This window comes from Pararhizobium sp. (assembly GCF_965279435.1).
In the GTDB taxonomy this organism is placed as follows: domain Bacteria; phylum Pseudomonadota; class Alphaproteobacteria; order Rhizobiales; family Rhizobiaceae; genus Pararhizobium.
Genome location: NZ_CBDIHY010000003.1, coordinates 1090193 through 1110897, shown reverse-complemented (window position 1 = coordinate 1110897; position 20705 = coordinate 1090193). Strand labels below are relative to the sequence as shown.

Genomic DNA, 20705 nt, shown 5'->3' with positions numbered 1-20705 from the left:
GAACTTTCAGGACGAAGCAAAATTCCAAACCAACGATAGGAGGAAGAAATGTCTTATTATTCCACTATGGTCGTCGTCGCGGCATCATGCGTTGCATTGGCCGGATGTCAAACAGCGGGCATGAATTCCGGCGGTGGCCCGGCGACACCCGGCTGTGTGGCCGGGACGGTTGGAGGCGCAGTCGTGGGCGGTGTGGCGGGGTCGGCAATCGGGTCCGGTACCGGCCAGCTCTGGGCCGTTGGCGCCGGAGCAACGTTGGGCGGCGCTGCCGGTTCTGCAATAGCTTGCCGCTAATTGTTGACGACAAGGCAGGTGGCGAAATACAGGCGTCACTTGCCTGACAAACAATCTGATTTGTCCATTTACTAATTACGACCTCGAAGGCCCTCGGCGTGTAAAGGCTTGTCGCACCGAGGGCTTTTCTGCGTCATTTGGCAGGGCCATTTCCCCAAATGATGCTGCGCTCGCCTCAGAGCGTGTCGATCAGTCCTCCGTCCACGCGCATGGAAGCCCCGGTGGTCGCGGATGCCAAAGGCGAGGCGAGATAGGTGACGAGGTTGGCAACCTCTTCGACGCTTGCCGCGCGCTGAATAATCGAACTGGCGCGATGCGTCTTGACGAAGTCGGCGGCAAGCTCCTCGATCGGCTTGCCGGTCTTCGCCCGCTCGTCGGCAAGCATCGCCTCGACCCCTTCCGACAATGTTGGACCGGGCAGGACCGAGTTCACGGTCACGCCCGTGCCCGCCATGCGCTTGGCAAGTCCGCGGGCAACCGCGATATCTGCGGTCTTGCTGACGCCGTAGTGGATCATTTCCACCGGAATATTAAAGCCGGATTCCGAGGCGATGAAGATCACGCGGCCCCAGTCGACCTTCTGCATGCCGGGAAGGTAGGCGCGCGAAAGCCGGACGGCCGACATGACGTTGACCTGCCAGTGGCGATCCCACACCTCGTCGCTCGCCTCGAAAAAGTCGAGCGGCTGAAAAATGCCCGCGTTGTTGATGAGGATGTCCACATGAGGAACCTTGGCGACGAGAGCGTCACAGCCTTCAGCGGTCGCGACATCGGCAGCGACGGCAGCAACTGTGCCCCGCGCACCTTCGCCTCTCAAGCGTTCGGCGGCCTTTGCGGTCTTGTCTTCGGACCGCCCATTGATCACCACATCCGCGCCAGCTCGCGCGAGCTGGCGGGCGATCGCGTAGCCGATGCCTTCGGTAGATCCAGTAATCAGAGCGGTTTTGCCTGTAAGGTCGATCTGCATCTGCTGCTCCTTGTGAGGGTGAACACGCAAGGTATGGCCTTGCGGCCGGTCTCGCAACAGCTGGCGCCGTCGCGTTCGATCTGCGCGCCATTGATCACGTCCGAAAAGCGCCGTCATGCCGGTCTTGGATTGAGCCGCGCGATGTGCCCCGTTTCGGTGTCTTTTGCCGCGCCTCTCTTGTCAGGAGAAGCCTCCAATGCCCCTAGCCCCACTGCCTATCCGCGAGGCCTTCCAATAGGGCGGGGTTCAGCCCTGGGCTGTCCAAAGACGGCGTGGCCACCCCGCACTCCCGGCCCACTTTCACGAACCGGAGGGGAACCGCCTTTCACGCAGCCCAGGGGATTTTGCGCGCGTTTCGCATAACCATCCGGGCACCGGCCCCACCTCGCCGGCAACGCAAACCGGTGTATCCGTGGTGGGACGAAGTGAGTATGGCACGGGCTTCAAGGGCGGAGATTTGCGGGGATGAAATTTTTTGGAAGCCACTATTGGCCCAAAGCCGACATGTAACGTTCGCATACTCAGCGGCGGCTTCGCGCCGTCAATATCGCCCGTCCGAGAGGGTATGCTTATCGGCTTTATAGCCGATCTCCCGGTTCGCCGATCAGCGCGGCCAGCCGTCCCGGATATCGAACACCAACTTTCGCAAGAAACCGGCGTAGGAGAAAGTGCCGTACCATTCGCGCTCATCGTTGCTTTGCGTGACAAGCTCTCACGGCTACTGCGCTGCGGATCGTCACGGTCGCATTTGCTGTCGCCTTTCGAAGCCCCACGGCCATGCTCCGACGCGGGTGGACGCTGCGTTCAGTAGTGTGCACCTTGTTCACAAGACGATTGATCGGCGGTCGATGGCTCTACGCTTCCACCGCCGGTAATAGATCAAAAGGATGCCCCGATCGTCCTTGAGCAATCTGGTAAGAGCGCATCGTCAGGACTAAGCTGCACGGGTTCGTGTTTTGGAGCAGTGCCATGGAGCTGGTCGAATACTGCCTGCACAAGCTTGGAGGCTTTTTTTACAACACTTACTATCTGAATGGTGGGGCAATGGCGCTCAGTTTCGCCATTTCCATTGGCCTGGTTCTGACGGTTTTCGCGGTGGAACTCACCTATGTGGGGTTCGGCAATTCCGGGTTCCGTCGGGTTTTCTTCGAACGCAGCAAATCCACAATCACCGACATCGTCTATTTCCTCCTTCATGCGACGGGAATGATTACGCTATTCGCGGCGCTCTCATCATTTGGTCTGTCCTATGCCATCACCCGCGCGGCTCAGGATGCCCCGCACCTGGACCTTGCCGGGAGGCTGCCAGGCTGGGCACATGTTCTCTTGTTCCTGGTGCTGTCAGACTTCTTGAGCTACTGGCAGCATCGGTTGATGCACCGGCTGCCCGTACTATGGCGGCTGCACGAATTTCACCACGCAGCCGAAGAGTTCAACGCGCTGACTGCGACGCGGGAGCATCCGCTCGAGAGGGCCATAAACATGGCCATCATGGTCGTTCCGGCGCTGCTTATCGGCCTGCCAACGGCCGAATTCGCCCTCGTGATGATCACCTTTGGCGCCATTGGTCTGGTCAAGCACAGTGCCATTCCCTGGCATGGCTGGTTTGGCAAATACGTGATCCAGTCACCACGCGACCACTTCATCCATCACTCCCGGGTGCGGGAACATCACGACAAGAATTTCGCCAATTATTTCCCGATCTGGGATCATTTGTTCGGCACTTATTACGAGGGCGATGTAGACGGTGCAAAGCTCGGTCTGGACCGCGACTACTTCAACCAAACCGATCCGTTCCGCGAAAGCATCGCCACAGAAATCCGTTTCTTCCAACGCGCGGGGCAAGCTGTTAAGGCCACCTGCGGCATAAGCCCCATAAGCGGAAAATCTGCCTCGCCGCAGGGGCTGTCGGGCCCGGAGAGGCGCCGGTAGCGCGAAGCTGGCATCGCTCTGTTGTGATAAGCGGCGGCTTTCGGGAATCCACGAACTAGCTCCGAATGACAGAAATGGGTCGGGAGCTACCTGCCTCTGATCGGTTGATGAATGGCCGCTATCGCAGTTTGGGCCTTGAAAGCGGACAGACCGCTCTCGGCCGAAATCGGCCACTTCTCACAATCGAACCGACGTCCACCAACGGCGCAAAGCGATCGCTCTGCGGGCTCCGTTACCGCGTGCCTCACCCCTCAATTTCTTCCCGCAGCATTTCCAGCTCCAGCCATTCCTCTTCCATCTTCGTGATCGAAGCCCGCAGTTTTTCCAGCTCGGTGGCCAGCGCCGAGAACCGGGACGGGTTCTTGGAAAACAGGTTGGGGTCGGCCATTTCCCTTTCGTGTTTGGCGATCTGGGCTTCGGCTTTTTCCATCTCCTTCGGCAGGTTTTCCAGCGCGAATTTCTGTTTGAAGGAGAGTTTGCCCTTGCCGGTCTTTTGGGCCGAGGAGGAGCCGCTATCGCCCGCGGATTTGGCTTTTTCGGCTTTTTCCGCGCGCTTCCTTTCGTCGGCAACGCCCTTGCGCTGCGCCATCATGTCGGAATAGCCGCCGGCATATTCGATCCAGCGGCCGTCGGGCGCGTCGGGGTTGGCAGGCGCTATGGTCGAGGTGACGGTGCGGTCGAGGAAGTCGCGGTCGTGGCTGACGAGGATGACGGTGCCGGGGAAGCCGGCGACGATTTCCTGCAACAGGTCGAGCGTTTCGATATCGAGATCGTTGGTCGGCTCGTCGAGGATCAAAAGGTTGGTCGGGCGCGACAGGATGCGGGCGAGCATCAACCGGGCGCGCTCGCCGCCGGAGAGGTTCTTGATCGGAGTGCGGGCCTGTTCGGGCTGGAACAGGAATTCTTTCATATAGCCGGTGACATGGCGCTGCTCGCCATTGACGAGCAGGTTATCGCCGCGGCCGTCGGTGAGGTAATGCGCCAGCGTATCCTCAAGGTTCAGGTCCTCGCGGCGCTGGTCGAGCGTGGCGATTTCGAGGTTGGTGCCGAGCTTCACCCAGCCGCTGTCAGGCTTGATCTGGCCGGTGAGCATCTTCAGGAGCGTGGTTTTGCCGGCACCATTCGGGCCGACGAGGCCGATGCAATCGCTGCGGTGAACGCGGATCGAGAAGGGGGCGACGATGGTGCGGTCGCCATAGGTCTTGGTGATCTGGTCGGCCTCGATCACCAGCTTGCCGGATTCACGGGCGTCGGAGACGGTGGCCTGAACCGAGCCTTGCGGGCCGTTATGGCCGCGATGTTTTGCGCGCAGGTCCTGCAGCGCGCCGAGACGGCGCATGTTGCGCTTGCGCCTTGCGGTGACGCCATAGCGCAGCCAGTGTTCCTCGCGTTCGATTTCCTTGCCGAGTTTGTGCTGTTCGAGCTCTTCTTCCTCCAGCACCTTGTCGCGCCAGGCCTCGAAGAAGGCAAAACCCTGGTTGAGACGGCGCGACTGGCCGCGATCGAGCCAGACGGTGGAATTGGAGACCTTTTCGAGGAAGCGCCTGTCGTGGGAGATGACCACGAGGGCCGAGCGGCTCTTGACCAGCTCGCCTTCCAGCCATTCGATGGTCGGCAGGTCGAGATGGTTGGTCGGCTCGTCGAGAAGCAGGATGTCCGGCTCCGGCGCCATGACGCGGGCGAGCGCCGCACGGCGGGATTCACCGCCCGAAAGCTGGTTGGGGTCCTCGTGGCCGGTCAGGCCCAGATGTTCGAGCAGGTAGGCGACCCGGTAGGGATCGTCGCTGGGGCCAAGGCCGGCTTCGGCATAGGCCTGCACGGTGTCGAAGCCTTCGAAATCGGGGGCCTGATTGAGGTAGCGGATGGTGACGGACGGGTGGCGGAAGATTTCGCCCGACTGTGGCTCGGCAAGACCGGCCGCCATCTTCATCAGGGTCGACTTGCCCGAGCCGTTGCGGCCGACGAGGCAGATGCGGTCGCCCGGCTCCACCTGCAGATTGGCACCGGCCAACAACGGCGTGCCGCCGAAGGAGAGGAAGATATCGTCGAGTTTCAGAATGGGTGGCGCCATGGTCAGGCTCCCGAAAGGTCTTGCGGACGGGCAAGGATGAGCGCCCGGCCGGAGGAAAGGGTAAAGCGGACGGTGCCTTCGGCGACATTGGAAACAGTGCGCGAGGAGCCGAACGGCAGATGAAAATTGGTGAGTGGATACCGGGCGTTGGCGATCGACAGGCCGGTCAGCGTATCGAGCCCGAGGATGGAAAACAGGCTGCCCTTCGGCAGGTCGATCTCGACCGTGCCGGGCAGGAGCGGATAGGCTTCCTCCTCGCCGGAGGTGAGCAGCAGCTCGACGCCCTGTTCGGCAAGTTTGGCGGCATAGAGTAGGTGCATGAAGGCATGGTCGCTGCGTTCGCCGCCCAAGGCGCCTGCCAGCACGAGTTTTTTCGCGCCACGCTCAAGCGCTGTGGCAACGGCGATTTCGCCGTCGGTCTCGTTTTTGGCTGAGGGATAGGGCTCGCGGTGGACATCCGGCCATTCGGCGATCAGGGCATCGGGCGTGGAATCGAAATCGCCGACCCAAAGCTCTGGCGTCAGGCCAAGCGGCCTGGCATGCCGCATGCCGCCATCGGCCGCGATGACGCGGGCGCCGGACAGCTGGGCCAAAAGCCTGTCCGTCGGCGTCAGCGGCCCGCCCATCAAGATTACAAAAGCCTGTTTGCTCATGGCGCAAGGCCATAGCGTAAACAGGGGGAGGAGGGGAAGGGGCGGGCGCGCAATTGCTGCGATGGGTCGTGGCGTTGGGCAAACGGATGGGCAGGCGATGGTCATAGCGTTCCGCGCCGGTTTTATCTTGAATACATACCGTACGTACGGTATCTTACTTCTATGTCGAGAACAACGAAGCACAATCCGGAACGGGGCGATGCCAGGACACGGCTCTTGGATGCAGCACTCTGCGTCATCCGTGCCAAGGGCTTTGCGGGCACGTCGGTGGATGACCTGTGCCGGGCTGCTGGGGTGACAAAGGGCGCCTATTTCCATCATTTCAAAAGCAAGGACGCACTGGGCGTTGCCGCCGCGCAGCATTGGGCGGAGACGACGACGGCTTTTTTCGCCGGGGCGCCCTATCATGCGGCGGAGGATGCGCTTGACCGGGTGCTTGCCTATGTCGCCTTTCGCCGGTCGATCATTGCGGGAGAGCTGGCGGACTTCACCTGCCTTGTCGGAACGATGGTGCAGGAAGTCTATGCTACCTCTCCCACTATTCGCGATGCCTGCGGTGCCAGTATTTTTGGTCACGCTGAGACGCTTGAAGCCGATATCGCTGCGGCAATGCGGGATCGTGGCATTTCCGCGGATTGGACCGCCGCGAGTTTGGCGCGGCATATGCAGACTGTGACCCAAGGCGCGTTCGTGCTGGCCAAGGCGGGAAACGATCCGGCACTGGCGCACGAGGCGCTCGATCATCTCGACCGCTATACCCGTCTTCTCTTCGATTGCACCCACAAGGAGTGAGCGCCTTCATGACACAGAATGTCCGTCTGGCCTGTTCGTGCGGCAAGGTCCATATCGAGGTCGAGAAAGAGCCAATCATCAGCACGGAATGCCATTGCAACAGCTGCCGGACGGCCGGTGCCCGGTTGCAGTCCCTTGGTACCGGGTCAGCGGTTCTGGCTGAAAACGGCGGAACGCGCTTTGTCCTTTATCGCAAGGATCGCGTCCGTTTCGTGGAAGGCACCGAGTATCTCCGCGAATTCCGCCTGAAGCCCACAGCCGGCACCCGCCGCGTTGTTGCCACGTGCTGCAATACACCGGTTTTCCTCGAATTCGAAAACGGCCATTGGCTCAGCCTTTATGCCGGCCTTTGGCCTGACGATGCACTGCCGCCGCTTGATCTGCGCACGATGACAGGCGACCGTGCCGATCGCGCCGCACTTTCCGGCGATGTCCCGAGCGGGACGATGGCAACGGTGTCGTTTTATGCCCGGCTGCTGACCGCCTGGATTGCGATGGGTTTCAAGAGCCCGAAGATCACCGTCGTCAAGGGAGTGATCCATGCCTGATACCGATGACAAGATCACCATCGAAAGCGTGACGTCGTCGCATGTCCAGCGCGTCGACCGTCGGAAATATACCGCGATGCGCGACGCGCTGCTGAAGGTCCTGCCCGCCGGAGCGCCGGGGATCACCATCGCCGAGGCCAAGGCGAAACTGCTGCCGCATCTGCCCGAAGACATGTTTCCGGGCGGTGACAAGGCCGGGTGGTGGCTCAAGGCGGCGCAACTCGATCTGGAAGCAAAGCGCGTGATTGGCCGCACCGCAGACAAGCCGCTGCGGCTTTTCAAGCTTTAGGTTCAGCGGAAGGGAAACCGTCCTCCCTTCCGAAACTCGCTATCAAATATCGTAATTGTTGCCGGCGCTCAGCGACGAGATGAATTTCTTCGTCCGCTCCCGCTCCGGCGTCTGGAAGATGTTTTTCGGGGCGCCGCTTTCGACGATCAGGCCGCCGTCGAGGAACAGGACCTGATCGGCGACTTTCGACGCCAGCCGCAGGTCGTGGGTGGCCATGATCATCGTCGTGCCTTCGCCGGCAAGCCGGTTCAGCACTTCAACGACTTCTTCAGCCAGTTCCGGGTCGAGCGCCGAGGTCGGTTCGTCGCAGAGCAATACGCGGGGCGAGGGGGCAAGGGCGCGGGCGATGGCGACGCGTTGCTGCTGGCCGCCCGAGAGCGTTGATGGCCAGGCGTCGGCCTTGTGCGACATGCCGACCTTTTCAAGCAATTCCTGCGCCTGGGTTTTGGCCCTTTCTTTGGGCCATTTCAGGACCGTGACCAGTCCTTCCATAACGTTTTCAATGGCGGTCTGGTGTGGGAAGAGCTGGAAGTTCTGGAACACCATGCCGGTCTGACGGCGCAGGCGCTGGATGGCGTCCCAGCCGGTCTTCTTGTTGGGCTCGAAGGTTATCTCTTCCTCGCCCAGCCGGATCGTGCCAGCCGTCGGGATTTCCAGGAGGTTGACGCAGCGCAAGAGCGTGCTCTTGCCGCCACCGGAGGGGCCGACCAGCGCGGTCACCGTGCCTTCGGCGATGCGCACGCTGATATCCTTCAGGACGACATTGTCGCCGAAGCGTTTTTCGATATGGGTGAGCTCGATCATGTGCGCGCCTCCAGGAAGCCGCCATAGCGGGCGAAGCGTTTTTCGAGCCGCACCTGCAGCGAGGAGAGAACTGAACTCAGCGCCAGATAGAGCAGTGCTGCCTCGATATAGAGGATCAGCGGTTCATAGGTGGTGGCAACGATGCGCTGCGCGGTCTGGAACAGCTCCGGCACCGTGATGGCGGCGGCAAGCGAGGTGTCCTTCACCAGCGAAATGAACGTGTTCGACAGGGGCGGCACGGCAACGCGGGCTGCCTGTGGCAGTATGGTGCGGCGCATTGCCTGACTCCAGCTCATGCCGATCGAATAGGCAGCTTCCCACTGGCCGCGCGGCACCGAGGAGATGACGGCGCGGATGATCTCGGACGTATAGGCGCCGATGTTGAGTGTGAAACCGATCAGGGCTGCCGGGAAGGCGTCAAGCAGGATGCCGAGGCTCGGCAGGCCGTAGAAGATGACGAACAGCTGGACGAGCAGCGGCGTGCCACGAATGACCCAGACATAGAACCGCGCCACGGCGACCAATGGCTTTGGCCCAAACAGCCGCGCCACGGCGGTCAGGAGACCCAGACCCAGGCCCAGCGTGAAGGAGAGTAGCGTCAGCGGAATCGTGAAAATCAGCCCGGCCCGCACGAGCGGCCAGAGCGAATCGAGCATCAATTGAAGCCAAGGGGGCACGGGCGGGGCCTTTCAAACGGCATGATCCGCCCCGGATGCCGGAACGGATCATGCCTTATAGTTCAGAGAACGGCGCGGCGAAACCTGTCCGGCCGTGCTGTTTCAAAGGTTATTTCGAAACGTCTGCGCCGAAATACTTCTGCGAGATCGCGTCATAGGTGCCGTCGGTCTTGATCTCGGTCAGCGCCTTGTTGATGGCGTCAAGAAGTTCAGGCTCGCCCTTGCGCACGATGATACCGGAATAGTCGGCATTGGCCTGCTCGGCAGCGATCTTGACCGGCGCATCTGGCTTCTTCTTCTTGAAGTCGAGGAAGGACAGGCTGTCGTTGATCGTGGCATCGGCGCGGCCGGTGAGAACCAGCTGGATCGACTGGTCGAAGCCATCTGTGCCGATCAATTCAGCGCCGGAAGCCTGTGCGAGCTTGCCGAAATTGCTGGTCAGCGACTGGGCAGCGTTCTTGCCCTTCAGGTCCGGAAAATCCTTGATATCGGCATTATCCGACTTGATGATCAGGACGGCCTTCGAGGCGATGTAGGGCTCGGAGAAATCATACTTCTTCTTGCGCTCTTCGGTGATGCCGACCTGATTGATCACGGCATCGTACCGGTTGGCGTCGAGGCCAGCGATCAGGCCATCCCACTTGCCTTCGAGGAACTCGGCCTTGACGCCCAGCTTCTTGGCCACGGCTTCACCGATTTCAACGTCGAAGCCGACGAGCTTGCCGCTTTCATCGTGATAGGTGAACGGGGCGTAGGTGCCTTCCGTGCCGATCTTCAGCGCGCCAGCCGACTTGACGGCTTCGAGGTTTTCACCGGCTACGGCCGAGCCGAACGATACCAGCTGGGCAAAGGCGGCAGCGGCGAGAAGTGTGGGAACCCATTTCATTTTGTTTTTCCATCTTTTTTGGTCCGGCCCGTCTGCCGGTGTGAGGACACAATCGCATAACGCTCGACGCATGGCAGCGCACAAAACTTCAATTGCGCACCGCAACAGCGAAGGTTTTTCTCAAATTCCTGCCATTTCAATGCAAAATTGTCGCCGGACGGCTAAAATCAAGGCGGAGTGCTGATTTTTACGGCAATTCGGGTGCCATTTTCAATAATCACTACATAAATCGATTGAAATTGCCATTGAAACGGTTTATGCACGTTTATGCCGATTTGCACCCATTCATGCGTGATCTGATTTTCCGATGCAGACAGAACTCCTTCTACGACAGAGACAAAGCCTGATTCAGGAGCGCCTGCGGACGTCCGGCCGCGTGCTTGCGGTCGATCTGGCGCAAGAATTCAATGTTTCCGAGGACACGGTCCGCAGGGACTTGCGCGAACTGGCGGCGGCGGGCCTGTGCGAGCGGGTCTATGGGGGCGCGCTACCGATTGCCCCCGGCCGCACGACGCTCTCCCAGCGTGTCGGCGAAGCGCCCGAGCGCAAGGCAGCGCTTGCCGCCGCAGCCCTGCCCTTCATTACGCCGGGCATGACTGTCTTCTTCGATGCCAGCTCGACCAATCTCGCGATCGCACAGGCGCTTCCTGCCGGGCTGGAGCTGACGGCGGTGACCAATACGCCGCTGATTGCCTCCGCATTGATGGAAAAGCCGGGTGTCGATATCATCCTGATCGGCGGCAAGATCGACCGGCTGGTCGGGGCTGCCATCGGCGCCAAGGCACAGCGCGATGTTTCCGTGCTGCGGCCGGATCTCTGTATTCTCGGGGTTTGCGGCGTCGATCTCGATGCCGGACTGACAGCCATTGAATATGAGGACGCGGAGTTCAAGCGGCTTGTCGCCCGCAACAGCGCCTCCGTTCTGGCGGCGGTGACCAACGACAAGCTGGGCACATCGGCACCGCATGCGGTCATTGCGGCGCGGGAATGCACGACGCTGATCGTCGAGCATGATGCGGCCCGCAACACCGCCGATCTCTATAGTACCCAAGGCATCACAGTCGTTTACGCAGGAGGAACAAGAGCATGAGGATCGCCCATGTCGCACTCTGGACCACGGACCTCGATCGCCTCTGCCGCTTCTGGGCGGATATCTTTGGCGCTACCGTGGGCGATCTTTATGAAAGTGCCCGGCGCCCCGGGTTTTCTTCGCGGTTTCTGTATTTGAAGGACGGCCCCTCGATCGAGGTCATGCAGGGGCCGTGGATCGATGCGCAGGGTGAGCAATCCGAGCGCCGGGGTTACGCGCATCTCGCCTTGTCTCTCGGTAGCCGCGAGGCTGTCGATGCCTTGGCAACGAAGGCCGTCGCGTTGAGCATTCTTCTGTCACCCGCCCGCATGACGGGCGACGGCTTCTACGAGGCGGTCCTCAGCGACCCCGACGGCAACCCCATCGAAATCACGGCCTGACGCCGCCACCGAATTCTACAGGAAAAAACCATGGATCAGCATACCATAACCCCGCCGCAAGCCGCCGTCCGGCAAGGCTATATGCCCAAAAGCCGGCTCGCCGTTTCGCTGCTCTTCCTGATGAACGGCTTCGTCACCGGCAGCTGGGCGCCAAAAATCCCGGAATTCAAGGACAGGCTCGGTATCAGCGAAAGCGTGCTGGGTCTGCTGATCCTCGCCTTCGGCCTCGGCTCGCTGATCCTGATGCCGATTGCCGGTGGTTTCATCGCCCGGATGGGGTCGCAGAAGGTGGTAAAAGTGACGGCGATCCTGCTGTCGCCGATGCTTCTGCTGTTGACGCTTCTTCCCAATGTCTGGACGGCCGTGATCGGTATGCTGCTGCTTGGTGGTTTCGTCGGCGCCATGGACGTGGCGATGAACGCCAATGCGGTTGAAGTCGAAAAATCGATGCGCCGGGCGATCATGTCGTCCTGCCATGCCTATTGGAGCCTCGGTGGCCTGATCGGTGCTGCGAGCGGTGGTCTGATCATGGCGCATTTCGGCGTCTATGTGCATGTCATACTCGTCACGCTGGTCTGCCTTTCTGTGCTGGCCGTTGCCTGGCCGATGATCCTTGCCGATCAGCCGCATCCGGATACCGCCAAGCAGAAGCTGCGGCTGCCGTCCAATCCGCTGCCCTGGCTGATCGGCCTGGTGGCGCTGTTCTCGATGGTGCCGGAAGGCACGGTGCTGGATTGGGGCGCTCTTTACCTGCGCAACGAACTCGGTGCTTCTGTAGCGATGTCTGGGTTCGGCTTTGCCGCCTTCTCGGCCACGATGGCGATCATGCGCTTTGCCGGCGACCACGTCCGCGACCGCTTCGGTGGCGTGAGAACCCTGCGTGTCTGCACGCTGACCGCACTGGTCGGCCTCGTGCTTGCCGGTATGGCGCCGAATGCGCCGCTGGCCATTCTGGGTTTTGCGCTTGCCGGTGTCGGCATTTCCAACATGGTGCCGATTGCTTTCTCCGCCGCCGGCAACATGCCGGGCCTGGCACCCGGCATCGGGCTGTCTGTCGCCACCTTCATGGGCTATTCCGGCATGCTGTTTGCACCGTCATTGATCGGTTTTGTCGCGGAGCATACCGGTTTCTCGATCATCTTCACCTGCGTGCCGATCCTGTTCATCGTCGTTCTGGCGCTGTCGCATCACGCCGTGCATGCCGATCCGAAGGGGCACGACTGAGCTGCGTTGACGGCGACCTGTCATCAATTCGCCGTCAAACCATGAATGTTGCCGTTGACAAGGCGGCTTTCCTCATCCACCTCAGGGAAAGTCGCCGCAACAGCACGTGCAAGGGGCTTTCATGTCTTCCGCCTTCGATTACGAACCGCAACCCCGCAGGGCCTCCGTTGCCGTCGATGTTGGCGGGGTGATCGTCGGGGGATCCGCGCCCGTGGTCGTCCAGTCGATGACCAATACCGATACGGCCGATATTGATGCGACCGTTGCACAGGTTGCCGCCCTCCACCGGGCAGGCTCGGAGCTGGTGCGCATCACTGTCGATCGCGATGAAAGCGCTGCCGCCGTGCCGAAGATCCGCGAGCGTCTCGAACGCCTCGGTCTCGATGTTCCGTTGATCGGCGATTTCCATTATATTGGCCACAAGCTTTTGGCCGACCATCCGGCCTGCGCCGAGGCGTTGGCGAAATACCGCATCAATCCCGGCAATGTCGGCTTCAAGGCGAAGAAGGACAAGCAGTTCGTCGAGATCATCGAACGGGCTATCCAGTTCGACAAGCCGGTGCGCATCGGCGTCAACTGGGGTTCGCTCGACCAGGAACTGTTGACCCGCCTGATGGATGACAATCAGGCCAAGGGGTTTCCGCTGACGGCACAACAAGTGATGCGCGAAACCATCGTCCAGTCGGCGCTGATTTCGGCTGAGCTCGCCGAAGAAGCCGGTCTGCCACGCAACCGCATCATCCTGTCGGCCAAGGTTTCCAACGTGCAGGATCTGATCGCCTGCTATGCGATGCTGTCTGTCCGCTCCAACCACGCCCTGCATCTGGGGCTGACCGAAGCCGGCATGGGCTCGAAGGGCATCGTCTCGTCCGCCGCCTCACTCGGTATCCTCATGCAGCAGGGCATCGGCGATACCATTCGTATTTCGCTGACGCCCGAGCCCGGCGGCGACCGAACCCGCGAAGTGCAGGTGGCGCAGGAACTGCTGCAGGTCATGGGTTTCCGCCAGTTCATTCCGGTCGTTGCCGCCTGTCCGGGCTGCGGGCGCACCACCTCGACGGTGTTCCAGGAACTGGCGCAGAAGATCGAGGCCGATATCCGCCGCAATATGCCGGTCTGGCGCGAAAAATATCCGGGTGTCGAAGGCCTGAAGGTCGCGGTGATGGGCTGCATCGTCAATGGCCCCGGCGAAAGCAAACATGCCGATATCGGCATTTCGCTGCCAGGTACCGGCGAGCTTCCGGCCGCCCCGGTCTATATCGATGGCAAGAAAGCGCTGACCATTCGCGGCACCAATATTGCCGGGGATTTCGAGACGCTTGTCGGCGAATATATCGAAAGACGCTTCGGCCAGGGCCAGGCTGCGGCCGAATAGGCTAGAGCTTCACCGTCAGCAGCTTGAGGCCTGCGAAGGCGAAGAAGCCCGCCATGGCGCCTTCGATCCAGCGGCGGGCTTTCCTGTAACCGCGGTGCACGGGCTCGATGGAGAACAGCAACGCAAAGCCCATGAAGATGATGATGCCGAGCAGCATGCAGCCGCCGATCAGGACGGGCATGACCTGCGGCGCATCCTGCGGCGTGCCGAGCGACACCAGCGTCAGCCAGGAAAAGATCGCCTTCGGGTTGGTCAGGTGGATGCCGAGCCCCTTGAAGTAGAGACGGCGCAGGGAGGGCGGCTGCTTGTCAAGCAGCACTACGGCTTCGGGTTCCTTCCGCATCGCCGATTTCAGCGCCTTGAACGCCAGCCAGAGCAGATAGAGCCCGCCGGCAATCTTTAGAATGAACAGTGCGTTGCCATAGGTCCTGATCAGCGCCGACAGCCCAGCAGCGGCCAACATCGCCCAGGTGTAGGATCCCGTCAGGACGCCAAAGGCCAGCGCCAGCCCGGCATTGCGGCCACGGCTGATCGACGTGGAGATGATCGCGACCACAGCTGGCCCCGGCGAGGCGGTGGCGATGATATAGGCGCCCCAGGCGACCATCAGCTGCGGCAGGTAGGGTAGAAGGGTCGACATGCGCAATCTCCGATGCGGCACTGTCACGTGCCGCTGGCGCCATCATGCCGGGCGCGAATGGAAAGAGAATGCGCATTCTTGTTGCGGTGACAATTTTGGCCGGATGATCAAGCCGAAAGATGCTCGATCAGGATGGAGATCCCGAGCCCGACCAATGCCACGCCCGCCACGGCCTCGGCGATGCGCCCAAAACGCTCGCCGATCAGACGGCCGATCAGCATGCCGCCCGAGGACATCAGGAAGGTCGCGATGCCGATGGCTGCCGCGATCACGAAGATATTGACGTCGAGAAACGCCAGCGAAACCCCGACGGCCATGGCGTCGAGGCTGGTTCCGATCGCCGTTGCCATCAAAAGCGGCAGCGACAGTTGCGCCGATCCCGACGTCTCGCTCTTCTGCGTTGCGGCGTACATCATGTGAATGCCGACAGTACCCAGCAGTCCAAAGGCGATCCAGTGGTCGATCGCCTGGACAAACTGGCTGGCGGCGACGCCAGCAGCCCAACCGATGATCGGGGTGATCGCCTCGATGATGCCGAAGACGAGACCGGTGCGCATGGTTTCGCGGAATTTTGGCCGGCCGATCGCAGCGCCTCTGCCCACAGCAACAGCAAAAGCATCGACGGACATGCTGAATGCCAGCACGAGAATGGTAAACGGGGACATGATTTGGCTTTCGAAACGGACGTGGGAAACCGGGCGTTGATTGCCTGTCCGACAGGGCATCTTCGCCACGGTCTTGCCGGGCCGATTGTCTCGGCCGATCGTACCATGCGCATGGGCGCAAGCATGTTGATACGATCCTGCAGGGATATGCAGTGGCTACTCCCCGATGCCGGTGGAGATAGTCGACACCGCTTAATCTGTCAACAAGGACAAGTTAAAATACCTTTTATTACAGCAGGTTAAAATATTCATGCGTGCATAAATCCAAGACTGTTGATGCAATATCAGGCGCATCTATGCCGCCCGGCGGGCAAGCGGTTTCAGCGCATTCCTGCGTCTCTTTTGAACAAAAAAATGCGATAAAAGACCGCGCGCTGCCCGCTGATATCAGTGGCTGCGGTTGGCGATAAAGCGGGCGGTCTGGTTGAGAATATCGGCGCGTGAGCCAAATGGTTCGAGCAGCGCGGCTGCATCTGCAACCAGCGCTGCCAGCCGGGTTTCCGCCCAGGCCTGCCCATGCAGTGACACCAGCGTGCCTTTGCCTCGGGCTGCATCCTTGCCGGTCGCCTTGCCCATTGTCTCGGCGTCCGCCGTCAGGTCGAGCAGATCGTCGGCCAGCTGGAAGGCAAGGCCGATGGTTTCGCCATATTGGCGCATCAACTGCCGGTCACTGGTGCTGCCGCCGGCGATGATGGCGCCGGCTTCGCAGGCAAAGCGGATCAGCGCGCCGGTCTTCATTGCCTGCAGCGTGACGATTGCCGCCTCGTCCGGTGCCGAGGTTTCGGCTGCCAGATCCAGCGCCTGCCCGCCGGCCATGCCGCCGATGCCGGAGGCGCGTGCAAGGGCCAGCACCAATTCGGTTTTCTGACGATCGGAAAGGTTGGTTTCCGGGGCGGCGATAATGTCGAAGGCGAGCGTCAAAAGGCTGTCGCCGGCAAGGATCGCATTGGCCTCGCCATAGGCGATATGCACCGTCGGCTGGCCGCGCCTGAGATCATCGTCGTCCATGGCCGGAAGGTCGTCATGCACCAGCGAGTAGCTGTGCACGCATTCAAGCGCTGCACCGACCCGCAGGGCCGCCTGCCGGTCACCACCGAGGAAGGCTGTGCTTTCCATGACCAGGAAGGGGCGCAGGCGCTTGCCGCCATTCAGGAGGCCGTGGCGCATCGCAGCGATGAGGGATGCCGGCCGTGCGATCTCGTCTGCCTGCGGTTGTTCGTGGAGAATACCGATGAGGCAGGCCTCGATCTCTGTGGCGCTGCTCTTCAGGCGAATTTCGAAGGATGTCTCGCTCATGCGGCGTTGTTTGGCATGACTGCGCGCCCGCTGGCAACGGGATTTTACCATATCGGCAGTCGTGCCCATGGCTTGCTGTGGAGCCTTGAGAAAACCATTCAAATTTATTCGCGCTTGCTCTATGAAAATCGGATGGATCATCAGGCGGGCGTTTCAGGCGTGGACATCGTACCGGAAACTCGTGGGGAGGAAGCAGATGTGTCTTCCAGCCGTTCGCGAGGATGGGGTCAGGCCTTGCGGCGGCGCTGGCGGCAGATCGCATTGATCGCGATCGTCATCGTCGCATTGCCCTATGTCCTGATCGTCCTTTATGCACCCAGCTTCATCCATCCGATTTCGACACTGATGCTGCGCGATCTCCTGCTTTTTCGCGGCTATGACCGCCAGTGGGTCGCCTTCGAGGATATATCGCCCAATCTGGTGCGATCGGTGATGATGTCGGAGGATGGCCAGTTCTGTATTCATGACGGCGTCGACTGGGTGCAGATGCGTGGCGTCGTCACCGATGCACTGGAAGGGGAAGCAACCCGTGGCGCCTCGACGATCCCGATGCAGACAGCCAAGAACCTGTTCCTGTGGAATGGCCGCTCGTTCATTCGCAAGGGAATGGAGCTGCCTCTGGCGCTAGCGGCGGATTTCGTCTGGAGCAAACAGCGGATGATGGAGCTCTATCTCAACGTCGCCGAGTGGGGTCCCGGCATCTATGGCGCAGAAGCGGCAGCAAAACACCATTTCGGCGTTCCGGCCGCAAAACTGACCCGGCGGCAGGCAGCTCTTCTTGCCGTATCCCTGCCCAATCCGATCGATCGCAATGCCGGAAAACCGGGCCGTGGCCTGCGCAGCCTGGCTTCGCTGATCGAGCGCCGCGCCAGCCGGTCGGGCGAATATATCAAATGTCTTTATGAGTGAGATCAGGCCTTTTCATTGGAGCCTCTCTGGGAACGGTGTCATTCTGTCGTTGTGAAACTCTGCCATCCGGGCCTCATTCCTATTCTTGAAAAGGCTCGATTGTCCCATGGTCCCGATTGATTCATCCCTTATCGCGTTTGCGCGGAGTGCCAACGATGTGCCCCCACGGCATTTGGGAACCCGCTACGATGCCGATGGCCGTTTTCTGAAGGAGCCCGGCAACACCATCGTTTCCCACGTTGCTGCAGGGACGTCTTCGCATGATGCCATCCTGACGGTACGCGATCGTTTGATGGCGATGCCGGAAGCCGGTCAGTTCGCCTTCACACATGCGTCCAGCCTGCACATGACCATCTTCCAGGGTATCATCGAATATCGCCGCAGCCCGCCCTATTGGCCAGCCGATATGGCTTTTGATACGCCAATCGATGTGATGACGGATCACTATCGTGAAAAGCTGAAGAATTTCGCGGGGCTCTCGCCTTTCCGTGCACGCATTACCGCGGTGACGCCGCTTGGGCTGACGCTTGAAGGTGATAGCGCGGATGACCGGCGGTGCCTGCGGGAATGGCGGGACGCCTTTGCCGGAGTTTTTGGCTATCGGCATTCGGACCATGACGATTACGTGTTCCACATCACTTTCGCGTATATCATCGACTGGCTCACTGACGCGGCGCTGCCACGTTGGCAGGAGATGCTGACGCAGCAACTGGCCTATCTCAAGGAACATTCGCCTGTCGTCGATCTCGATCCGCCGGCCTTCTGCTCGTTTGAGGACATGAACCATTTCGAAGAACTCGTTGTCTTCGGATACCAATCAGAGACAGTCCAATCCAAGACAGCAAGGAACGCGCCATGACCAAGCTGACGCTCTATGTCGGTAACAAGAACTACTCGTCGTGGTCGCTTCGGGCCTGGCTGGCGCTGGAAGCGTGCGGCATACCGTTCGAGGATGTTCTCATCCCGTTCGATTTTCCGGCTGGCAATCCGAAGTTCAAGGATATTTCCCCGACAGGGCAGGTTCCCGTTTTGCATCATGGCGATGTCCGCGTCTGGCAGTCGTTGGCGATCATTGAATATGTCGCAGAACTTTTTCCCGAAGCCGGGTTGTGGCCGGAAGACCCGGCTGAGCGCGCTGCGGCACGGTCTTACTCGATGGAAATGCTCTCCGGCTTTCGGGCATTGCGCAATGCCTGCCCGATGAACATTCGCCGCGACAAGCGGGCGATCGATCTGCCGGATGGGGTGATGGACGATGTCGAGCGGATCGAGACGATCTGGCGCGAGGCGGTGGCCCGCTCCGGCGGTCCGTTCCTGTTCGGTAGTTTTACGGCTGCCGATGCGATGTTTGCCCCGGTGGTCAATCGTTTCGAGATCTACGACCTCACCCGCAATCCCGGCTCGCTGGAATACATGGATGCGGTGAAGACCCATCCGGCCTTCCGCAAATGGCAGGAGGCGGCATTGAGCGAACCCTGGATCGTGCCGGAAGACGAGGCCTGATGCTTTTCCCGGATGAGCGTTGCGAAAAAATGCCCGCAGGGACTGGTCAAACGCCTGTGGGGCATGTATAAGCCCGGCAAATTCCGAGATTGACATCTGTTTTTCCCGGCCAACGGTCTGGCCGCGAAACAGAGTTTCGCCCGATAAGTGGAGTATGAAATGGCTGTACCTAAAAGAAAAACAAGCCCGTCCAAGCGTGGCATGCGCCGCTCCGCTGATGCGCTGAAGACACCGACCTACATCGAAGACAAGAACTCCGGCGAACTGCGCCGCCCGCACCACATCGACCTGAAGACAGGCATGTACCGCGGCCGTCAGGTTCTGACCCCGAAGGCTTCCGCTTAATCAGCGGGCCGTCAGGCTGTTATTGGAAGGGCTGGCTTTTCGCCGGCCCTTTTTCTGTTGTCCGCTTCTATGCGGCGCGGTGAGTTTGCCTTTTCCCACCGCTATGGTTTCCCCAGATTTCTGCCCTATCTGCCAGCCACAGCCGTTTTGTTGACGCTTGCCGCGCCGTAAGGCACATATCGATCAATGCCCGGCCGGAAAGGCTGGCGCGAGAAATTTGGAGCCGTTGCTGATGATTGCCGCCATTCCATTGCTGATCCTGCCGTTCATTCTCTACAATCTCGGAATGATGGGCGTTTTGGGAAGCGGCGGTGTCGGAGTTTTCGAAAACACCGTTTTCTCGATGACCATGCTGTCCGGTGCCGTCTGGACAATGAGCATGGGCGACCTGATGATCGTCATCGCGCTGGTGTTGCTCTTCGTCGAAATTCTCAAGGCAACCCGCATCAGCTCCAAGGCGCTGATGGATCACCTTTTGTCGATGGTTCTGTTCATCGTCTTCCTGGTGGAATTCCTGCTGGTCGCCAATGCCGCGACTCACGTCTTCTTCATCCTGATGACGATCTGCTTCATCGACGTCATCGCCGGTTTCTCCGTGTCAATGCGCACGGCCGGGCGGGATGTCTCTATCGGTCTCTGACAAATCCTGAGTGGTGCCGCAGGCCGTTCAAAACGGCGCGCGGCACAAGGCTTGTCAGCCGAGATTTTCCAGCTTCGTCTGCAGGGCGCGCAGCTGTTCCTTCAGTTCATCGATGTCCTTGGCTTCCGCCTTGCGCGGTTCCTTGACAGCGGGTGTTGCCGCCATGAAGGGCGAAAACATCTGCATGGCCTGATGGAAGAGGTCGGTATTGCGCTTGACCTGTTCTTCCACCAGTTGCAGCGGAACAGACAGGTTCTTGCCGAGCGGCGTATCGCCGAAGGCCTTGTTGATCTGCTCGCGCATCGTCACCTGCTGGTCGGTGAAGGCCTGCATCGAATGCTCGAGATAGCTCGGGACCACCATCTGCATCTGGTCACCGTAGAACGAGATCAGCTGGCGCAGGAACGAGATCGGCAAAAGCGTGTTACCGGTCTTGGATTCCTGCTCGAAAATGATCTGGGTGAGCACTGAATGGGTGATGTCGTCGCCTGACTTCGCGTCCTGAACGGTGAACTCTTCTCCCTTTTTCACCATGACCGCGAGATCGTCGAGCGTCACATAGGTGCTTGTTCCGGTATTGTAGAGCCTCCGGTTGGCATATTTTTTGATTACGATCTGACCGTCGTGTTTAGCCATCAGGGTCTCCTCCCATGCTCCCGTCTTTATTATGTTTTTCAGAGTACCCGCAAAAAACGGGTTCTGACAATCTCTTTGTGCGTTGCGTG

The 20705-nt window shown here is 60.3% G+C and carries 24 protein-coding genes and 1 riboswitch; of the genes, 14 read left to right on the top strand and 10 right to left on the bottom strand.

Annotation, left to right across the window (positions count from 1 at the left end):
* Positions 1-66 precede the first annotated feature (66 nt).
* Positions 67-294: a glycine zipper 2TM domain-containing protein gene (locus tag ACQY8Q_RS10925; protein ID WP_428429751.1), complete on the top strand. Its 228-nt coding sequence runs from the start codon at positions 67-69 to the stop codon at positions 292-294.
* Between the two features lie 175 nt (positions 295-469).
* Here ACQY8Q_RS10925 and ACQY8Q_RS10920 read toward each other — a convergent pair whose 3' ends face one another.
* Positions 470-1261, bottom strand: a complete 792-nt coding sequence (locus ACQY8Q_RS10920; RefSeq protein ID WP_428426600.1) for an SDR family NAD(P)-dependent oxidoreductase — start codon at positions 1259-1261, stop codon at positions 470-472.
* 969 nt (positions 1262-2230) lie between these two features.
* Here ACQY8Q_RS10920 and ACQY8Q_RS10915 point away from each other — a divergent pair.
* The gene (locus tag ACQY8Q_RS10915) at positions 2231-3193 is read left to right on the top strand and encodes a sterol desaturase family protein (protein ID WP_428426599.1); all 963 of its coding nucleotides are present in this window, start codon (positions 2231-2233) and stop codon (positions 3191-3193) included.
* 244 nt (positions 3194-3437) lie between these two features.
* Here ACQY8Q_RS10915 and ACQY8Q_RS10910 read toward each other — a convergent pair whose 3' ends face one another.
* Both ACQY8Q_RS10910 and ACQY8Q_RS10905 read right to left on the bottom strand, forming a co-directional pair.
* On the bottom strand, positions 3438-5264 hold the full coding sequence (locus ACQY8Q_RS10910; protein ID WP_428426598.1) for an ABC-F family ATP-binding cassette domain-containing protein: 1827 nt from the start codon (positions 5262-5264) through the stop codon (positions 3438-3440).
* Between the two features lie 2 nt (positions 5265-5266).
* Complete coding sequence (locus tag ACQY8Q_RS10905; protein ID WP_428426597.1) at positions 5267-5917, bottom strand: thiamine diphosphokinase; 651 nt, start codon at positions 5915-5917, stop codon at positions 5267-5269.
* 162 nt (positions 5918-6079) lie between these two features.
* Between ACQY8Q_RS10905 and ACQY8Q_RS10900 the strand changes: the two genes are divergently transcribed.
* The 3 genes from ACQY8Q_RS10900 to ACQY8Q_RS10890 are packed head-to-tail and all read left to right on the top strand — an operon-like array spanning position 6080 to position 7546.
* Positions 6080-6709: a TetR/AcrR family transcriptional regulator gene (locus ACQY8Q_RS10900; RefSeq protein ID WP_428426596.1), complete on the top strand. Its 630-nt coding sequence runs from the start codon at positions 6080-6082 to the stop codon at positions 6707-6709.
* An 8-nt stretch (positions 6710-6717) separates the two neighbouring features.
* A complete protein-coding gene (locus ACQY8Q_RS10895) occupies positions 6718-7257 on the top strand; it encodes a GFA family protein (RefSeq protein WP_428426595.1) in 540 nt (179 codons plus the stop codon).
* Positions 7250-7546, top strand: a complete 297-nt coding sequence (locus ACQY8Q_RS10890) for a DUF6958 family protein (RefSeq protein ID WP_428426594.1) — start codon at positions 7250-7252, stop codon at positions 7544-7546. Before ACQY8Q_RS10895 ends, ACQY8Q_RS10890 begins: the two co-directional genes overlap by 8 nt.
* 42 nt (positions 7547-7588) lie before the next feature.
* Here ACQY8Q_RS10890 and ACQY8Q_RS10885 read toward each other — a convergent pair whose 3' ends face one another.
* From ACQY8Q_RS10885 to ACQY8Q_RS10875, 3 genes are all read right to left on the bottom strand, one after another.
* Positions 7589-8350 carry an amino acid ABC transporter ATP-binding protein gene (locus ACQY8Q_RS10885; protein WP_428426593.1) on the bottom strand — a complete coding sequence of 254 codons (762 nt, stop codon included), beginning with the start codon at positions 8348-8350 and terminating at the stop codon, positions 7589-7591.
* Positions 8347-9027 carry an ABC transporter permease subunit gene (locus tag ACQY8Q_RS10880; protein WP_428426592.1) on the bottom strand — a complete coding sequence of 227 codons (681 nt, stop codon included), beginning with the start codon at positions 9025-9027 and terminating at the stop codon, positions 8347-8349. Before ACQY8Q_RS10880 ends, ACQY8Q_RS10885 begins: the two co-directional genes overlap by 4 nt.
* Before the next feature lie 109 nt (positions 9028-9136).
* On the bottom strand, positions 9137-9913 hold the full coding sequence (locus tag ACQY8Q_RS10875) for an amino acid ABC transporter substrate-binding protein (RefSeq protein WP_428426591.1): 777 nt from the start codon (positions 9911-9913) through the stop codon (positions 9137-9139).
* Between the two features lie 307 nt (positions 9914-10220).
* Between ACQY8Q_RS10875 and ACQY8Q_RS10870 the strand changes: the two genes are divergently transcribed.
* The 4 genes from ACQY8Q_RS10870 (at position 10221) to ispG (ending at position 13982) form a co-directional block, all read left to right on the top strand.
* A complete protein-coding gene (locus ACQY8Q_RS10870; RefSeq protein WP_428426590.1) occupies positions 10221-11003 on the top strand; it encodes a DeoR/GlpR family DNA-binding transcription regulator in 783 nt (260 codons plus the stop codon).
* Positions 11000-11383, top strand: coding sequence for a VOC family protein (locus ACQY8Q_RS10865; protein WP_428426589.1), 384 nt, complete (start codon positions 11000-11002; stop codon positions 11381-11383). Before ACQY8Q_RS10870 ends, ACQY8Q_RS10865 begins: the two co-directional genes overlap by 4 nt.
* Before the next feature lie 30 nt (positions 11384-11413).
* Positions 11414-12607: an MFS transporter gene (locus ACQY8Q_RS10860; RefSeq protein ID WP_428426588.1), complete on the top strand. Its 1194-nt coding sequence runs from the start codon at positions 11414-11416 to the stop codon at positions 12605-12607.
* A gap of 121 nt (positions 12608-12728) precedes the next feature.
* A complete protein-coding gene (ispG, locus tag ACQY8Q_RS10855; protein WP_426125753.1) occupies positions 12729-13982 on the top strand; it encodes a flavodoxin-dependent (E)-4-hydroxy-3-methylbut-2-enyl-diphosphate synthase in 1254 nt (417 codons plus the stop codon).
* Position 13983: 1 nt separating this feature from the next.
* Here the strand turns inward: ispG and ACQY8Q_RS10850 are convergent, their stop codons facing one another.
* The 3 genes from ACQY8Q_RS10850 to ACQY8Q_RS10840 all read right to left on the bottom strand — a co-directional run bounded on the left by ACQY8Q_RS10850 (position 13984) and on the right by ACQY8Q_RS10840 (position 16583).
* Complete coding sequence (locus tag ACQY8Q_RS10850) at positions 13984-14622, bottom strand: LysE family translocator (RefSeq protein WP_428426587.1); 639 nt, start codon at positions 14620-14622, stop codon at positions 13984-13986.
* Between the two features lie 107 nt (positions 14623-14729).
* Positions 14730-15287: a manganese efflux pump MntP family protein gene (locus ACQY8Q_RS10845; protein WP_428426586.1), complete on the bottom strand. Its 558-nt coding sequence runs from the start codon at positions 15285-15287 to the stop codon at positions 14730-14732.
* A 78-nt stretch (positions 15288-15365) separates the two neighbouring features.
* A riboswitch (yybP-ykoY riboswitch) is annotated at positions 15366-15464 on the bottom strand.
* 210 nt (positions 15465-15674) lie between these two features.
* On the bottom strand, positions 15675-16583 hold the full coding sequence (locus ACQY8Q_RS10840; protein WP_428426585.1) for a polyprenyl synthetase family protein: 909 nt from the start codon (positions 16581-16583) through the stop codon (positions 15675-15677).
* Between the two features lie 159 nt (positions 16584-16742).
* On the opposite strand from ACQY8Q_RS10840, the gene mtgA reads away from it, so the two are divergent.
* From mtgA to ACQY8Q_RS10815, 5 genes are all read left to right on the top strand, one after another.
* Positions 16743-17492 carry a monofunctional biosynthetic peptidoglycan transglycosylase gene (gene mtgA, locus ACQY8Q_RS10835; RefSeq protein ID WP_428429750.1) on the top strand — a complete coding sequence of 250 codons (750 nt, stop codon included), beginning with the start codon at positions 16743-16745 and terminating at the stop codon, positions 17490-17492.
* Between the two features lie 106 nt (positions 17493-17598).
* Positions 17599-18351 (top strand): DUF1868 domain-containing protein, encoded by a 753-nt coding sequence (locus ACQY8Q_RS10830; protein ID WP_428426584.1) that lies wholly within the window; start codon positions 17599-17601, stop codon positions 18349-18351.
* Positions 18348-18995: a glutathione S-transferase family protein gene (locus ACQY8Q_RS10825; RefSeq protein ID WP_428426583.1), complete on the top strand. Its 648-nt coding sequence runs from the start codon at positions 18348-18350 to the stop codon at positions 18993-18995. Before ACQY8Q_RS10830 ends, ACQY8Q_RS10825 begins: the two co-directional genes overlap by 4 nt.
* Before the next feature lie 159 nt (positions 18996-19154).
* Positions 19155-19340, top strand: coding sequence for a 50S ribosomal protein L32 (rpmF, locus tag ACQY8Q_RS10820; RefSeq protein ID WP_037097119.1), 186 nt, complete (start codon positions 19155-19157; stop codon positions 19338-19340).
* 232 nt (positions 19341-19572) lie between these two features.
* Positions 19573-19980, top strand: a complete 408-nt coding sequence (locus tag ACQY8Q_RS10815; RefSeq protein ID WP_428426582.1) for a hypothetical protein — start codon at positions 19573-19575, stop codon at positions 19978-19980.
* A gap of 54 nt (positions 19981-20034) precedes the next feature.
* Here the strand turns inward: ACQY8Q_RS10815 and phaR are convergent, their stop codons facing one another.
* Complete coding sequence (gene phaR, locus ACQY8Q_RS10810) at positions 20035-20616, bottom strand: polyhydroxyalkanoate synthesis repressor PhaR (RefSeq protein WP_113241726.1); 582 nt, start codon at positions 20614-20616, stop codon at positions 20035-20037.
* Between the last annotated feature and the right edge of the window lie 89 nt (positions 20617-20705).

Coding starts and splice junctions, on each gene's coding strand:
- ispG (WP_426125753.1), top strand. CDS start 12,729: ATGTCTTCCGCCTTCGATTACGAACCGCAACCCCGCAGGGCCTCCGTT.
- phaR (WP_113241726.1), bottom strand. CDS start 20,616: ATGGCTAAACACGACGGTCAGATCGTAATCAAAAAATATGCCAACCGG.
- ACQY8Q_RS10860 (WP_428426588.1), top strand. CDS start 11,414: ATGGATCAGCATACCATAACCCCGCCGCAAGCCGCCGTCCGGCAAGGC.
- ACQY8Q_RS10905 (WP_428426597.1), bottom strand. CDS start 5,917: ATGAGCAAACAGGCTTTTGTAATCTTGATGGGCGGGCCGCTGACGCCG.
- ACQY8Q_RS10900 (WP_428426596.1), top strand. CDS start 6,080: ATGTCGAGAACAACGAAGCACAATCCGGAACGGGGCGATGCCAGGACA.
- ACQY8Q_RS10915 (WP_428426599.1), top strand. CDS start 2,231: ATGGAGCTGGTCGAATACTGCCTGCACAAGCTTGGAGGCTTTTTTTAC.
- ACQY8Q_RS10920 (WP_428426600.1), bottom strand. CDS start 1,261: ATGCAGATCGACCTTACAGGCAAAACCGCTCTGATTACTGGATCTACC.
- ACQY8Q_RS10875 (WP_428426591.1), bottom strand. CDS start 9,913: ATGAAATGGGTTCCCACACTTCTCGCCGCTGCCGCCTTTGCCCAGCTG.
- rpmF (WP_037097119.1), top strand. CDS start 19,155: ATGGCTGTACCTAAAAGAAAAACAAGCCCGTCCAAGCGTGGCATGCGC.
- ACQY8Q_RS10845 (WP_428426586.1), bottom strand. CDS start 15,287: ATGTCCCCGTTTACCATTCTCGTGCTGGCATTCAGCATGTCCGTCGAT.
- ACQY8Q_RS10895 (WP_428426595.1), top strand. CDS start 6,718: ATGACACAGAATGTCCGTCTGGCCTGTTCGTGCGGCAAGGTCCATATC.
- ACQY8Q_RS10850 (WP_428426587.1), bottom strand. CDS start 14,622: ATGTCGACCCTTCTACCCTACCTGCCGCAGCTGATGGTCGCCTGGGGC.
- ACQY8Q_RS10865 (WP_428426589.1), top strand. CDS start 11,000: ATGAGGATCGCCCATGTCGCACTCTGGACCACGGACCTCGATCGCCTC.
- ACQY8Q_RS10885 (WP_428426593.1), bottom strand. CDS start 8,350: ATGATCGAGCTCACCCATATCGAAAAACGCTTCGGCGACAATGTCGTC.
- ACQY8Q_RS10830 (WP_428426584.1), top strand. CDS start 17,599: ATGGTCCCGATTGATTCATCCCTTATCGCGTTTGCGCGGAGTGCCAAC.
- ACQY8Q_RS10840 (WP_428426585.1), bottom strand. CDS start 16,583: ATGAGCGAGACATCCTTCGAAATTCGCCTGAAGAGCAGCGCCACAGAG.
- ACQY8Q_RS10890 (WP_428426594.1), top strand. CDS start 7,250: ATGCCTGATACCGATGACAAGATCACCATCGAAAGCGTGACGTCGTCG.
- ACQY8Q_RS10925 (WP_428429751.1), top strand. CDS start 67: ATGGTCGTCGTCGCGGCATCATGCGTTGCATTGGCCGGATGTCAAACA.
- ACQY8Q_RS10825 (WP_428426583.1), top strand. CDS start 18,348: ATGACCAAGCTGACGCTCTATGTCGGTAACAAGAACTACTCGTCGTGG.
- ACQY8Q_RS10910 (WP_428426598.1), bottom strand. CDS start 5,264: ATGGCGCCACCCATTCTGAAACTCGACGATATCTTCCTCTCCTTCGGC.
- ACQY8Q_RS10815 (WP_428426582.1), top strand. CDS start 19,573: ATGATTGCCGCCATTCCATTGCTGATCCTGCCGTTCATTCTCTACAAT.
- ACQY8Q_RS10870 (WP_428426590.1), top strand. CDS start 10,221: ATGCAGACAGAACTCCTTCTACGACAGAGACAAAGCCTGATTCAGGAG.